Here is a 14,847-nt window from a genome sequence, read left to right on the forward strand (position 1 = left end):
GCACTACCACAAAAGTGGTATTCACGTTGCCCGTTCGCGGATCCATGCTGGGCCATCGAGCACGGATTGCCGCACGCCTAATGCGCGAGCTGGTTTGCCCGTCCTCAGCATAACCGAATCGTCTATGCCGCATCGGAGGGGGCTCGTGCAAGGCTCTCCTGCTTCCGAACGGCGCGTGCTGGAGGCGGGCGGAGCACCGGATCCCAGAGAAAATCACGCCGTAGTGACGCCAGGATGGCCACGAACGAGGGGAGTTCTGCTGAGCGCGCTCATCCCGGGCTGTGCGCCAGGGTGCGCCTCGGATGTCCGCCGCGCGCAACTGGCGCTGCCTCCGTCCGATGGCGGTGCGGACGCGAGCGGGTTGCTGGAATACGATGAGCTCATCGGTATCGACTGGAACGGCGATGGACGGGGCAATGACCAAGGTCCCCGCTCGGGGAAAGATAACTGGCCCCAACCCCACCGATCGGCCCAAGAGGGGTGCCAAGCGTAGCGTGCTGACGGAGGCGTCGGGCGTCCCCGCGGGCGTCGTCTGCGGGTCATCACCTGGCGCGCGGCCGGCCTGCTGGAATGGGTTCTAAGTAGAATTAAGAAGACTTGTCGATGGCTTTGCTGGCACTCCCTGGGCGTGGCGCCGCACGAGCCATGCTCGTCGCGCTGCATCTCAGCCGTACAATGTCACAAGGGAAGGAGAACGAGATGATATGACTCTCATACACGTCGACACCCAAAGTACTGCACATGGCTACGTCGCTCTCTTGCTGCGTCGCATCTGCCTCGCAATTGTCGATCAGTCTGCGAGCCACCGGACACCGAGCAGCCGGATCCCAACTCCCGGCATTAGCAAGATTCGACCAAGGCAGGCGCACTTCGGTCGGCCCCACTCAGATCGACTGGTCGCGCTCGCGTCAACTGCCGTATCGTTCGTCGTTGGCGCATGTAGTACACCCCCCCCGGAGTCATCAGGACAGGATAGTTCTCCGCCGTCGTTCATTGAGGACGTCCACGTCACAAATGCGACACCTTGCGTCAACGAGCCTTTTACCGTTGAGGCGGCGATGGCCCACGTCGATGGGCTCGCAGAGAGCGCGCCGTGGGTCTCGCTCAACGGCATTCCCGGCGCCAAACGCGTGTTTCAGTTCCCTTCTCCAGGCGAGTACCTCATTCGCGCCAGCGCATTTTTCAACGGCATGGCTTCCGGACAGACCGTCCGAATCGATGTGCGCGAGTGCGCGGAAGCTGCCACACACGCTCGGCTTTCAGTGGACGTGAGCCCATATTCGCCGTATCTGACAAATTTTCGTGTTCTGAACGCGGCGGACTTTCCCGGCCCGAGCCGGCGCTTTCTCTGGGACTTTGGCGACGGCACAACCGAAGAGACTAACGTGCCGTACATCGAGCATTCCTACCTGAGCTCGCTGGATGCAACGACCGAAACCCTTTCATTCGACGCCGTGCTCAAGATTAGACGTGATGGTCATGAAGACATCGTAACCCCAAAGACAGTAACTATGTCGAACTTCTACGCCGAAACCCGTGTGCGCGGGTTTGTCCGGCCGCCGGTCGTCGCAAACGAACGCATGGTGAGAGATGGCCGAGCGCTACGGGGTTCGTTCACGATCTCCAATCTTGAGCCCACGCCACTCACGCTTCGAACTAGACGGCTTCAGCGACACTTCTGTGATCCTGATCTGGATCCTGTCACTATCGGAGAGGATCCCAGCGCATGGCGTATTGGCACGTTTTCCACGGGGGAGGCGCTCACTGTCGCCTCGAACGGAACGACTTCGCAGGAGTTGGTGCTCGATAATACGCAGTTCGGAAGCAACGTCTGTGCAGTGACATTGCTATTCGAGGGCTCGACCGGCAGTGGTGTCGCAGCCCGCGTAGCAGTGCACTTCGAGACCCCAGAGCCTGGGCTATTTACAGCACAGGTCAATAATCCAGGGCTTCGGAACGTCCTGAACTACGTTGCTTCTTCGGGGCTCGTCTCCGATCGCGACCACCTGAACGAGCGCGACCTGGAGCGACTGTGGCAGCAGGACTACATCGGTGAACCGCCTGGCATCGGCGACATCGATGCCGGCGCACTGCAGGCGGGCGGCACGCTTGGCGCACGATGCGACCCGGAGCAGGCGCCCCCAGAGGCCGGGATATCATGTCAGGCCACGGAAGACTGGACGGTTACGCCGCCGCTCATTCGCAATGCACTCAAGGGCGACATCTTTATCGTGGCGGGCTGCGGTCCGATCGGTCAGCTGTTTCGCGTACTCCTTCCGCGTCAGACATATACGCACGAAGGGATCATGACTCGTAATTACTACGCGCTCAGTCACACGACAGTTGAACCCGGACGCATAATCGACTCCGTCGGGCATGGCCTTAGGAAAAACATGGATGAAAACATACTTCGCTATGGATGGCCCGGCGCTGTTCACGCCTCCGTAAACGCTGCGTTCAACGGGCGCCCGGAGATCGATCCAGACGGGAAGGTGTGGAAAGTTAGCGGATTTCGCGCTTCTGGAACCCAGTGTCAAGGCGACGCGGCTCTCAATCCTCCGATCGTTATTCGTCCGCCGCCAGGAGCGGACTCTTCGATCCGCAGCCAGCTTCATGCTGCCGCGGATTTTGCTGCGGGCGTACAGTCACATTATCGATTCTTCGCCTACACCCAGGCAAACATCGCTTTTGGACCGGATGGCAACTTCGACGGAGGGAACTATGTCGGCCCGACGGACGGCGAGATTGCTCAGGTGTCCACTAGCTTTATCTGGCACGCGCTCAAGTCGGTCGGCGTCAATCTGGAGGGGACGAATCAACTCGAAGACGCTGACGTGAGGCGCGGGGCGGCGGCCCCTCCGACGGATGGAGGTATCGTTGATGGCCTCTATCTCTACTCTGAATCGGACCGCCGAGAAGGCGCCATGCAGATATATTCGTCGACCTACAATAGTGTCAAAGCCGCGCAGGGGGGATTTGGTGTATTTAACGTATTTACGGATCAGGCGGACGATATCGCTTCGCAGTTTACGAACTGCTTCGGGAGCGACCAATGTGGTGAAGATGGAGCCCAAAGCCGCGACTATGAAAGTCCCGGTGCCGGTGTCGCGGTGAGTCCCGACGACTTTCGGTTCTGGGATGGGCCCGACACTGGGGGGGTCTTCGGTGATGAGGAGCTCCTCATCTATCGATCGGCCGATTATCGACGAATCTATCGATGGGCCCCGTCCGGCGGTACTGGATCCGTGAGCGGAACGGTGAAGTTCGCTGACGGTACTCCGGTCCAGGGAGCGACAATCACGGTGGCGGGCAAAGACGATGGCTCGAGCGCTCTGGGTGAGTTCGACATTCGAGCAGTACCTGCAGGGATTTTCGAGGTACGTGCAGAGAAATCTGTGCTGCGCGCGGACCATTCGCAGCCATGTCCTCCGGACGGTTCCGACCTTTGCGATCACCTCATCGACGTCGAGCGAATCACGGTTGCGGCGGACGCAGATACATCCGTGGAGTTTGTTCTCGAAGTCGAGCGCGCTATCCCTCCACCGACGCTCAAGCTGCACAGTCGACGCGTCGAGTTCTCGGGGACTGCTCACCTCGTCGATCACGAGGCGGTTCGTGCCAATGAAGTGGGAGATTTTGCGCTTCTGGGAGCATGTGAGGTGAGTCCGCTCCAGCGAAGTGCCACCACGGCAATCCCGGGCACCCGCATGTGCGTGGGAGGCGAGCTGGTTGTCGAAATTATTGCCCATTGCGATATTCGAGATGATAACGAGACTGTTGACGTCACCATTGAGACTGTGATGAGGGAGGGGAGAAATTGTGGCACAAACGACGTCGCTGACCGGAAGGCAGTCGGTCCCATCGCCGCGTGCGCGGCGCCAGCGGGTTGCGGCGGCACCGTCTCGATCCATCTCTACAACGGCGAACGATTCGGCGGCGATACTGCAGACATTCAGCTCGCGTTTCGGAACGTTTCAGGCGCGCAAGAAATTACGCTCCCGAATGTGAGGCCGGAAAACATGCGTCGTGTGACGCTTTCGGGTGACATAGAGATCGAGGACGACGATGTCTTCGATCTGGAGAGCGACCGTTTCGTGCTCGGTGAGGAGTGTCTTGTCGATCCGTACCATCGTGAGGACACGGTTTCTTGGTCCCGGTGCGTTGCCGGCGAAGTGCGCCTCGAGATCGACATTGATTGTGAGCTTATGTACGACAATGTGGGTGTGAATGCCGATGTGCATGCTAGATTGTATGAAGGAGTGAGCTGTGGCTCCGATGACGAGGATGGCAATCAGAACCGCAGCTTCGTCGTGGCGCCGTGTGATGGAAGCTGCGTGCCGGTCACCTCCGACTTTAAAGTGGAAAATACTGACGAGAGAGGTGACTGGGCGCGCGTCGTGCTCAGGATGGTGAATGAGCGGCGCTAGGTGATAGTATATGCGACGTGAATGCTACATTGCGGCAGCGGAGCGATCTGTGTTTCGGGCGCTTTCTGCGCGTCTTTTGCACGGAGGAGCTCGTCTGGCTTGCCAAGCAAGCTTGGCAGCGACTGTGATCGTGCTCGGGTCGTGTCACGCGGAAGAATCATCGTCTGTTGGCGGCGAGCCCGATGCCGATTTCTGCGCGTCAGATAATCACCAGACCGCGATCGAAGGTGAGTTGCTTGCCGAGGTCAACCGTTTGCGTAAAAGCGGGATGTCGTGCCCCACCTCAACATTCGAGCCAAAATTCCCGATTGAGGCGTCACCAAGTCTGGGTTGTACTGCGCGGCGTCAGGCCGAGGACATGTCGATCCGCGGCTTCTTCTCCCACCGGAACCCCGACGGGGATGGTCCGCTCGAGCGAGCAGGTCAAGCAGGTTTTCGCGGTATCGTCGGCGAGAACCTAGCGTGGGGACAGGCCACGGTAGCCGACGTCATCTCCGCATGGCTCGCGAGCCCGGAACATTGCGAAGCGATGGCATCCGACAGGTACCGGCTCGGGGGTGCTGGGCGCGCAGTCAGCGCGAGGGGCCGGAACTACTGGACGCTTATGCTTGGAGCGGAGGGACAAGCCTCTGGCCCCTAGGTCAAGCTTGCAGAGCTCGCGCCTGGTGGGATCGTATCACCTCCATCGCAGCACAGAGACACGTCTCGTCCGCAGCTGTCGCTTGAGGGCCGGCAGCGGCTCCTACTTGAGAAGATCCACGAGCGCGGCCGATAGTGTTGTGAACCGCACGGTGTAGCCGCGCTGGAGCGCGAGCGTGCCGAGGCTCTGGGCGAGCATCGTCTAGCCGACGCCGCTCGGACCCCGGAGCAGGACGTTGTCCGCGGTCCCCATCGGCGGTGACGCCCTCTGTGCACGCCTCCGGCGTCAACCCCGGCCGGCAGGTATCGGCCGGCCTCCACCGCAAGCTGTCCGGGCGGGCAAGGGCGCGTCCGGCGGCACCCCCACCGGCTGGCCCACGCCCGTCTCCAGGGCGACCTCGGCCGGGCCGCTCGGCGAGGGCTCGCACACCCCACCGTCGCGCGCCACCTCGCCAGGAGCGCAGGCCGTCGCGGCGTCGAAACGTGAGGAAGTGAGCACCGGCAGCGCCGACTGGCCACGGTCACCGGCCACCTGGATCACCTCACCCAGCGCTGTTTCCTGCCGGAGCCACGTGCGGCCCTCCCGCAGTCCCTCGTGTTTCCAGCTGGAGCCATTTCTGGACGCCCTCGCCTAAAGATTGCGCCCAGTCCCCGACGGATCCTACGGCACGCCCATTGCGATGACCCGCTGCACACGCTGCGAGCTCCCGCCGGAGCGAGCCTTCGATGGCGCTGCGAGCCCGCAACCCTTCCCAGAATGCCTGCGCACCGGGCCGGAGGAGCCGAACATGACCTCGATTCAATGCCGTATTGCGCATACACGCAAGGATCTCGACGACGCGCTTCGCGTCCGCTGGGCCGTCTTTGGCCGGGAGCTCGATCTCCTCGCGGCCGCCCCCGCTGCACCGCGTGAGGTGGACCCGTACGACACCCTGGACACCACGCTCCATTTCGTCGCCTACGCGGAGAGTCAGCCCATCGCGACCACCCGGCTGCTGCTGCCCAATCCGGAGGTTGCGTGCGCCCGCGGCGTCCGTCTCGGGGTGGACCTCGAATCCAGGTTCGATCTCGGTGCCCTCAAGCTCCCGGGGCTCTCGCTCGCGGAGGTCACCCGCTTCTGCATCCTTTCGCAGCATCGGAGCAGCGGCGCCTTGGAGGCGCTCCATGCGGCCATGGTCGAGGAGAGCCACCGTCGCGGCATCACGCACTGGATCGCCGCGGTGAACGCAGAGACCGACCATGCCGGGGACGCCGCGATCATGCTCCAGCTGGCCGCCGCGCTCGGGCTCGTGAGCCCCCGGGTCCGGGTCTCCCCGCTCGGCGGCGACCTCCCGCCGACCTCACCGGGCTTCCCCTTCTATGGTGAGGAGGAGCGCGCGTGGGCCCGCGCCGGCGATCTCGCCGCGTTGCAGCTTCCCCGGCCGCTCGGTGCGTTCACTCGCCGGATGGCCGCGCGTTTCATCGGTCCAGCGCGCTACGACGGCCGCTTCCGCCGGTTCGCCATGCCCCTGTTCGCCTCGGTGGAGGAGCAGGCGAGGGCGCCGCGACCCGTGAGGACCACACCCGTGACGCGCAATGCCGCGTGAGCGAATGCGACCCATCCATTTCGAACGGAGGAACACGATGGCAACCGAAACAACGGACTGGATCACCACCCTCGATCAAGAGGTCGCGGCCCTGGTCATCCGCCTGGACGCAGATCCTGCAGCCCGCCGGCTGTATGACGGCACCACGACAGCCACGGAGTACATAGCCTTCCTCGAGCAGATCTATCACTACGTGCGCTGGACCCGCCCTTTGTGTGCCTACGCCGGCGCGCGGCTCGCGGCCACGTGCATCGGAGGCCCGGGCGAGGCGCGTGGTGCGGACGGACGAGCCGTTCTCGCGGCCCTCCTGCTCCGCAAGGCGGAGGAGGAGTCCGGGCACGAGCAATGGGCCCTCGATGATCTCGCCGCCCTCGGGCGCGACCCGGAGGTGGTGATGCGCGCCGAGCCCGCGCCGGCGACACAGGCCTATATCGCCTGGAGCCGCTACACCGCCGAGGCGGGCGCGCCCGAGGCATTCCTGGGCACGGCGTATGTGCTGGAGGCGCTATCGGCCCACCGCGCTGGAGACGCCGCCGCGCGTCTTGTGGCACGCGCCGGGATCCTGGGCATCGAGGGCGCGGTGCGGTTCCTGCGGGGGCACGCCGACGCCGACGAGGGACATGTGCGTGAGCTCGCGGAGCTGCTCGCGACGATCCCCGGGCCGGAGGCGCGGGAGGCCATCCTCCTGTCGGCGCGGGTCACGCGGACGGTCTATCCGGACATGATTGCCGGCGCGCTGGCCGGCGCGGCCTTGCTGACCGCGGCCTCACCCATCATGGCGGTGGCGAAGCGGGCGGCGCCGGGCCGACTCAGCACCGCTGCGCCGCATAAGCCATGAGCGCTGTCCGGCTCGGCACCCCCAGCGCGTCGTAGACCCGCTGCAGGTGCTTCTTGACGGTCGCTTGCGCGCACCCGAGATCCTCGGCGATCAGCGCGTTGTCCCAGCCGCGCATCACGCGCTCCGCCACCTCGACCTGCCGGTCTGTCAGGCGTCCTCTCCACGCAGCAGGAGCCGCTGCAACCGCTGCCTCGCGCAGCTCGACCACCCAGAACGTCCGCCCCCGATCGACGAACGGCACAAAGTCGGCGCGCAGCTCGCCGCGCGATGTGCGTCGCACCCAGGGGGCAGCCCAGGCGCCCGCAGCAGGTTCTGCCGCGGCGGCACCGAGCGCGCCAGCAAGCGGTACCGGGAGAGCACCGGCGCTCCGCTCCACAGCCGTGAACCAGCGCTCGAGCAGCGCCTCGGCCTCCGCGCTGCGCGCGAGCACGGACGCAGGCGGGGCGACCACCAGGACCTCGATGCCCTCGCGGCGAAGCGCCGCCTCCAGCGCGTCGCCGCGCCGCACCGAATCTCCAAAGCGCCGGCAGCTTCGCGTCGCGGCCGCGATAGAAGGGGCAAGGCGGTGCAGGAGGGCCCGGTCACGGTCCGAGAACGGGCGACGTCGATCGCGGTAGAGGGTGATCCCGCCGTGCCAGCCCGGCTCGACCGCGAGCAGGACCGCCATGGCCTGCTCCAATCGCATCCCGAGCTCCCGGCTGCGCCGGTACATCACGCTGCCCTCGATGGACCTGCGGGGTAGCATCTCGCTGTCGCGCAGCACCACGTTCGGCCGCGCGATGACCGCGCTCCGGACGAAGTCGTGCCGCGCGAGCTCGGCGTATCCCGCGAAGAGCTCCGGAGGCAGATCGGCGACGGCCCAGTCGTACGCCGTAGGATCCCCGGGGAGCGAGACGCAGAGCGCGCCGTGATCCGCCGGCACCAACTGGCAGAGCGCGCCGTACGCCCCGCGCAGGACTTCGTGGAGATCCAAGGAGCTGTGCAGGATTTCGAGGAGTTCCCACGTGATCCGCTGCTCCCGCGCCGTCAGGTGAATGGAGGCTCGCATCGGGGGTGGAGAATACCCGAAAGCGCGGCTCTCCAACCTCGTGCGTACCACTAAAGGAGTACGCGACGCGACCGGTCCAGCGGTCTGGGAGTTGGCGATCGAGGCTCCTCTGGCCGATCCGTCTGGCGCACAGCCGTCATGTCCGGGCCGGTTCCCATGCGCGATGTCCTTTCTTTTCTGGCCCGGCCAGCCGGGGGCGAGCGGCCCTCGCATTGCGACGGTGCGCTTCTTCAAATCACCCGTTCCGTCCACCCGGAATTCCGCTGCGGCGATCCCCGCAACGTAGCTCCTTCCGTCCCGCGTCCGGAATGGGACGTCGCGCACAGCCTGAAGCGCTGGAAGAGGGGTCATATCGCGCCGCGGCTGGCGGCTGCGCTCGACTCCTGACCGAACGGGCCGTCCTTCCAACGGTGACCCATGTCGTCGGAAGCGGTACTCCGTCTCAGAACCTGTCCGCGGCGTCCCGAGATGGTCCCATGACCCTGCAAACGTGTACGGTGATGCCCTGGTCTTCAACCATCAAATCGGCTCCGACGACCCTTCGACGCTTTCGCGCAACCCGAACCGCTGGATCAGCGTATAGGCGAACTTCCTCCCGATCCCCGCCAGCTCCGCGGCCTGCGACACGTTGCCCCCGGTCTGCTTGAGCGCGAGTTCCATATAGGCCTTCTCGTACTCCCTTGCGACGCGGCTCCGGCCGGCGAGCAGCGGCTCGTCGAGCCGCACGTCGAGCCCACCAGAATCACCGGAACCCGAAGGCGGCTGCGCCTCCGAGCCGGCAGGTGCCGGCGCGCCAAGCGCCAGAGCACGCGCCACCGCATTGCGTAGCTCCCTTACGTTGCCATGCCACGACTGCTCGCCGAACAGGCTGACGACGTGCTCAGAGAGCGGCGCAGCGCCGGGGATACGGCTGGCCAGTTGCTGCTCCAGGTGCCGCACCAGGAGCGGGATGTCTTCGAGCCGCTCGCGGAGTGGGGGGAGGCGGATCGGCACCACGGCGAGGCGGTAGTAGAGATCCTCCCGGAATGCACCCAGGTCGACCGCGCGGGCCAGCGAACGGTTTGTTGCGGCGATCACCCGCACGTCCACGCGGCGCGGCTTGTTCGAACCGACGCGCCGCACCTCACCGCTCTCCAGCACTCGAAGCAGCTTGGGCTGTAAATCTGGAGGGAGCTCCCCGAGCTCGTCCAGGAAGAGCGTGCCACCGTCGGCTTCCTCGAACATCCCCACGCGGTCGTCCAGGGCGCCGGTGAACGCGCCCTTCTTGTGCCCGAAGAGTTCGCTTTCGAGCAGCGTCGACGATGCCGTCGAGCAATCGAAGACGACGAACGGCCCGTCCGCCCGCGTGCTCGCCTCGTGGACTCCGCGCGCGGCGAGCTCTTTGCCGGTGCCGCTCTCCCCTTCGATGAGCAGCGTGGTGTCCGTGGGCGCCACGCGCTCCAGAACCGCGAAGAGCCGGCGCATGGCGACGCTCCTGCCGAGCAGGCCGCCGAATCGATCCCGCGTGGATATCGGCAGCTCCACGATCGTGCTCAGCATCCGGAGCCGTAGAGCCGAGCTCCCGATCGTGATCGACGAGTCGGGCCGCGCGTAGGCGTCGCGTACCTGGACGCCATCCACGGTCGTCCCGTTGCGGCTGCCGGGATCGATGACGCGGATCCGGTCCCGCTCGATGCGCAAAACAAGGTGCTGCCGGCTGACCTTCCGGTCCTTGAGCTGAAGATCGCAACCGGCATCGCTTCCGACCCTCGCCTCGGGACCGGGGAGCTCGATGACAGACCCGGCGTCGGGCCCGTGGACGATCTCCACGCGGATCTTGTTGGAGCGCAGCATCAGCCGGTCTGCGGGTGGCTGAGCGGTGATGGTGCCGTCATCGGAGCGGGACATGGAAGGAGCGAGCCGATCCGCCGGTTGTTCGCCGGCGGACCTGGACGGAGCGATGCCATGCTGGCCGGGGCGGGGGCGCAGGTACAAGCGTGCCAGCCAGCATGCCGAGGGGACAATATTTCGGGGGTAGGGCGGTCCAGAGGTGGTTCTTACCCTACACGTCAAGGAGGATTTCGCCTCCTCATCCAGGTAGTCCCGCCTGAGGAGGCGATATCTGTCCCGGCGTAAAGGGGACGGCCGGGCGTCTGGCCATGGACAGCCAGACGTCTGGCGATGGATAGCCAGGCGTCTGGCCGACCCCCGTCACAGCCGCGGATCGATCGGCTCGCTCTCCAGCGCCAGCACCCCGAACACACACTCGTGCACGCGGTGGAGCGGCTCGCCCTCCACGAAGCGGTGGAGCGCCTCCAGGCCGAGCGCGTACTCCCGCAGCGCGAGCGCGCGCTTCCCTGACACGCTGCGGCTCCGCAGCCGCGCGAGGTGCTGCGGCATCAGGTACTCCGGCCCGTAGATGATGCGCAGGTACTCCGGCCCGCGGCACTTGATCGCCGGCTGGACGAGCCCGCGCGGGCCGCGGACCACCCACTCCCACGACTTCACCACCATGCCCTCGCCGCCGCGCTCGACCATCTCCGTCCAGAAGGCCACCGCCTGCGCCTCGCTCTGCGGGTCCGAGAGGTCGACCACGCGGTGCGGGGTCTCCACGAAGAACGCCGGATCGACCTCGGCGAGCCGCGCGAGCTGCCGCAGGTGGAAGCCGTGGTCCCGCGCCGCGTGCACCGCGCCCTCGCTCGCGAGCAGGTGGAACGGCGCCAGGCGGAGGTCCGCCAGCGACCGCACCGGCCAGCAGTAGCGCCGGTAGGCCGCCACGTACCCGTCCATCGCCGCCTTCCGGGCCGCGTGGCGCTCGAGCAGCACCCGCGCGCTCTCGTCGCGCGCGGCGGCCTTCTCCAGCGCGCGCACCGTCGCGTCGAGCGACGCGCGGCCCGACGAGCCGACGGCGGCGTACTGGCCGCGCAGGAGATCCTGGGCCTTCGCCGACCAGGGCAGGAGCTCCGCGTCGAGGCAGACCCAGTCCGTGCGCAGCTCGGCCCACAGATCCGCCCGATCCATCGCCGCCCGCACCCGGTCGATGAGCTCCCGGCTCCGCGCCTCGTCCGAGAAGAACGGCCTGCCCGTGCGCGTCGTGCACACGCCGAGCGGCCCCTCGTCGAGGCGGAACCGCCGCCGCCGCGCGGTCTCGTCGCGGCACACGACGAGCACCGCGCGCGACCCCATGTGCTTCTCCTCGCAGACCACGCGGCCCACGCCGTTCTGCCGGAAGTACGCGAACGCCTCGCGCGGGTGCTCGAGCAGGCCCCCGTCCTTCGACGTCTCGCTCGGCGACATCGTCGGCGGCAGGTAGATGAGCCACCGAGGATCCACGGCGAAGCGGCTCATCGCCTCGAGCGCCGCCGCCGCGTTCTCCTCGCGGATCGTCACCATGCCGTGCACCCGCGTCCGGATCGCGCGCCGGCCGCGCACGTCGTCGATGTCGAGCACGTCGTAGGCCTGCCCGCGCGATCCGGCCTTCGGCTCGCCCGCGAGCGGCGCGAGCGGCTTCGCGGGCTCGTAGTACACGCGGCGCGCCTTGACCTCGACGAGCTCGCGCTCCGGGTAGCGGAGCGCCGTGAGCGCGCCGCCGAACACGCACCCCGTGTCGATGCAGATCGTGCGGTTCTCCCACTCGGCCACCGTCGTCGGCGTGTGGCCGTAGACCACCATCGCCTTGCCGCGGTACTCCGAGGCCCAGTTGTACCGCACGGGCAGGCCGTACTCGTCGGTCTCGCCCGTGGTCTCGCCGTACAGGCAGAACTCGCGCACCGCGCCCGAGCCACGGCCCTGGAACGCCTCCTTCACCCCCGCGTGCGCGACCGCGAGGTTGCCGTCGTCGAGCACGTAGTGGCTGACGAGCCCGTCGATGAAGTCCGCCGCCTTCGCCTTGAACGCGTCCGTCTCCGCCTCGAGCTGCTCGAGCGTCCGCTCGAGCCCGTGCGTCGGCTTCACGTCGCGCCCGCGCAGCTTCTTCAGCAGCTTCACGTCGTGGTTGCCGGGCACGCAGAGCGCGGCGCCCGACTCGACCATCGCCATCGCGAGGCGCAGCACGTCGGGCGAGCGCGGCCCGCGGTCCACGAGGTCGCCGAGGAAGATCGCGCGCCGGCCCTCGGGGTGCGACGCGCGCGGCGCGTCCGGCAGCCCCTCCAGCTTGTAGCCGAGCGCCTCGAGCAGCTCGACCAGCTCGTCGAAGCAGCCGTGGACGTCGCCGATGATGTCGAACGGCCCGCGCTCGTCGCGGCGGTCGGTCCACAGGCGCTGCCGCTCGATCGTGGCCGCCGCCACCTCCTCGGGCGAGGAGAGCACGTGCACGTAGCGGAAGCCCTCGCGCCGGAGCTCCTTGAGCGAGCGGCGCAGCTCGCGGCTCTGGCCCCGCACGACGTGGGGGCCGAACTGCCGGTCCGGCCGGCCGGCGTTGCGCGCGTGGCAGAGCTTCTCCGGCATGTCGAGCACGATGGCCACCGGCAGCACGTGGTGCTCGCGCGCGAGCGCGACGAGCGGCCTGCGCGCGTCCGCCTGCACGTTGGTCGCGTCGACAACGGCGAGCCGCCCCGACGCGAGCCGCTTGCCCGCGATGAAGTGCAGCACCTCGAAGGCGGCCGCGCTGGCGGCCTGGTCGTTCTCGTCGTCGGACACGACGCCGCGGTAGTGGTCCGACGAGAGGATCTCGGTCGGCTTGAAGTGCGCCCTCGCGAACGTGCTCTTGCCGGAGCCGGACGCGCCGACGAGCACGACCAGCGAGAGGGAAGGGACGATGAGGGGGGCCTGCTCGCTCACGACGCCACCTCCGTCGCCTGCGCGAGGGCGCCGCCCGCGCCGCCCGCGCCGCCGCCCTGGGCCTCTCCGCCGCCCGCGCCGTTGGTGCTGCCGGCGCCGCCCGCGCTGCCCCCGCCGCCCTCGCGCGTGAAGATCGCCATCTGCGTCGGCGCGCCGAGCGAGGGATCCATCGGGCCGATGGGCAGGTGCTCGACGGCGTAGCCGTGCGCGGCCGCGACCCCCTCGCAGAAGGCGTGGAACTCGGCGCGCGTCCACTCGAAGCGGTGGTCGCCGTGGCGGAGCGCGCCGCGCGGGAGCCCCTCGAACAGCGCGTTGTACTCGGCGTTCGGGGTGGTCACGAGGACGACGCGCGGCCGCGCGTGCTCGAAGACGCTGCGCGTGAGCGCGCCGAGCCGCGAGAGGTCCACGTGCTCGATGACCTCGACGAGGGTCGCGGCGTCGTAGCCCGAGAAGCGCGCGTCGCGGTAGGTGACCGACGCCTGGAAGAGCTGGATGCGCCGCCGCTGCTTGTCGGGCAGGTCGTCGAGGCGCAGCCGGTTCCTGGCGATCTCGAGGCTGCGCATCGAGACGTCGGCGCCCGCCACGCGCTCGAAGACGCGCTCGTCGACGAGGCGCTTCAGCAGCTTGCCCTCGCCGCAGCCGAGGTCGAGCACGCTCCTCGCCTCGGCCCGGCGGAGCGCCGCGACCACGGCCTCGCGCCGCGCCTCGTCGAGGCTCATCCGCGCCTCGCCGCGGTCCTCGGGCGCGGCCTTCTCGTCCTCGGCCTCCTCGGGGCTCGCCTCGTCGTCGGCCACGAGCCGCGCGAGCGCGGCCCGGAAGAGCGGCCGGCTGTGCTTGAGGTAGCGGAGCGCGATCGCCTCGCGCTCCGGGTGCTCGGCGAGCCACCCCTTGCCCTTGGCGAGGAGGTTGTCGACCTCGGCGTCGCCCACGTAGTAGTGCTTCTTGTCGTCGAGCACGGGCACGAGCACGTAGAGGTGCGCGAGCAGCTCCCTGAGCCGGCACGTCCTCGCGAGCGAGACGCGCAGGTACGCGCTCTGGCCCCACTCCGGGAACGTCTCGTCGAGCGGGAGGCGCTCGGCCGCGATCTCGTAGCCCAGCGGCTCGAAGAGCCGCCGGAGCAGCGCCTCTCCGCCGCGGCACGGCAGCGCCTCGATCGTGGCGGAGAGCGGGATCGGCGCGTCGGCGAGCTCCGGGCGGTCGCGGCACTTGCCGCCGAGCGCCGAGCCGAAGACCTGCGCGATCGCCACCGAGAGGAACGACGAGGCGACGTAGGGCCGGTCGTTCACGTACTGCGCGAGCGTCCCGGGCTCGCCCGCGCCGCGCCCGCGCACGAGGTCCACGGGGTCGACGTCGAGCAGCAGCGCCGCGGTGCACCGCTCCTCGGTCGCCTCGGGATAGAACACGTGCGCCTTGCCGAACGACAGCGGGAACGACTGCGTGTACGCAGGGTTCTTGACGAGCAGGTAGCCAAGATCGGTCGCCGGCCTGTGCGTGGTGGTGAGCGTGAGGAGCATCGGGGGCCGCAGTCTACGTGAGCGGAGCGACTCGCCA

At 67.5% G+C, this 14,847-nt stretch carries 8 protein-coding genes; 4 read left to right on the plus strand and 4 right to left on the minus strand.

Annotated elements, in window-relative coordinates:
- Nucleotides 1–1,058: 1,058 nt before the first annotated feature.
- The 4 genes from POL72_RS47730 (at nt 1,059) to POL72_RS47740 (ending at nt 7,490) form a co-directional block, all read left to right on the plus strand.
- A complete protein-coding gene (locus tag POL72_RS47730; protein WP_272103801.1) occupies nt 1,059–4,427 on the plus strand; it encodes a carboxypeptidase-like regulatory domain-containing protein in 3,369 nt (1,122 codons plus the stop codon).
- A 268-nt stretch (nt 4,428–4,695) separates the two neighbouring features.
- Nucleotides 4,696–5,067 carry a CAP domain-containing protein gene (locus POL72_RS52115; RefSeq protein WP_373372336.1) on the plus strand — a complete coding sequence of 124 codons (372 nt, stop codon included), beginning with the start codon at nt 4,696–4,698 and terminating at the stop codon, nt 5,065–5,067.
- Between the two features lie 787 nt (nt 5,068–5,854).
- Nucleotides 5,855–6,652 carry a GNAT family N-acetyltransferase gene (locus tag POL72_RS47735; protein WP_272103802.1) on the plus strand — a complete coding sequence of 266 codons (798 nt, stop codon included), beginning with the start codon at nt 5,855–5,857 and terminating at the stop codon, nt 6,650–6,652.
- 37 nt (nt 6,653–6,689) lie between these two features.
- Nucleotides 6,690–7,490 (plus strand): iron-containing redox enzyme family protein, encoded by an 801-nt coding sequence (locus tag POL72_RS47740; protein WP_272103803.1) that lies wholly within the window; start codon nt 6,690–6,692, stop codon nt 7,488–7,490.
- Here POL72_RS47740 and POL72_RS47745 read toward each other — a convergent pair.
- The 4 genes from POL72_RS47745 to POL72_RS47760 form a co-directional block, all read right to left on the minus strand.
- A complete protein-coding gene (locus POL72_RS47745) occupies nt 7,462–8,538 on the minus strand; it encodes a helix-turn-helix transcriptional regulator (protein WP_272103804.1) in 1,077 nt (358 codons plus the stop codon). The two genes, POL72_RS47740 and POL72_RS47745, sit on opposite strands and share 29 nt — an antisense overlap.
- A gap of 519 nt (nt 8,539–9,057) precedes the next feature.
- Nucleotides 9,058–10,590, minus strand: coding sequence for a sigma 54-interacting transcriptional regulator (locus POL72_RS47750; RefSeq protein WP_272103805.1), 1,533 nt, complete (start codon nt 10,588–10,590; stop codon nt 9,058–9,060).
- Nucleotides 10,591–10,728: 138 nt separating this feature from the next.
- Nucleotides 10,729–13,296 carry a polynucleotide kinase-phosphatase gene (locus tag POL72_RS47755; protein ID WP_272103806.1) on the minus strand — a complete coding sequence of 856 codons (2,568 nt, stop codon included), beginning with the start codon at nt 13,294–13,296 and terminating at the stop codon, nt 10,729–10,731.
- Nucleotides 13,293–14,810: a 3' terminal RNA ribose 2'-O-methyltransferase Hen1 gene (locus POL72_RS47760; protein ID WP_272103807.1), complete on the minus strand. Its 1,518-nt coding sequence runs from the start codon at nt 14,808–14,810 to the stop codon at nt 13,293–13,295. The genes POL72_RS47755 and POL72_RS47760 overlap by 4 nt, the downstream gene beginning before the upstream one ends.
- Between the last annotated feature and the right edge of the window lie 37 nt (nt 14,811–14,847).

The organism is Sorangium aterium (assembly GCF_028368935.1).
GTDB classification, from domain to species: domain Bacteria; phylum Myxococcota_A; class Polyangia; order Polyangiales; family Polyangiaceae; genus Sorangium; species Sorangium atrum.

What these genes read in the sequence shown, in the direction of transcription:
- POL72_RS47730 (WP_272103801.1), top strand. Translation starts at nt 1,059, where the DNA reads ATGGCCCACGTCGATGGGCTCGCAGAGAGCGCGCCGTGGGTCTCGCTC.
- POL72_RS52115 (WP_373372336.1), top strand. Translation starts at nt 4,696, where the DNA reads ATGTCGTGCCCCACCTCAACATTCGAGCCAAAATTCCCGATTGAGGCG.
- POL72_RS47735 (WP_272103802.1), top strand. Translation starts at nt 5,855, where the DNA reads ATGACCTCGATTCAATGCCGTATTGCGCATACACGCAAGGATCTCGAC.
- POL72_RS47740 (WP_272103803.1), top strand. Translation starts at nt 6,690, where the DNA reads ATGGCAACCGAAACAACGGACTGGATCACCACCCTCGATCAAGAGGTC.
- POL72_RS47745 (WP_272103804.1), bottom strand. Translation starts at nt 8,538, where the DNA reads ATGCGAGCCTCCATTCACCTGACGGCGCGGGAGCAGCGGATCACGTGG.
- POL72_RS47760 (WP_272103807.1), bottom strand. Translation starts at nt 14,810, where the DNA reads ATGCTCCTCACGCTCACCACCACGCACAGGCCGGCGACCGATCTTGGC.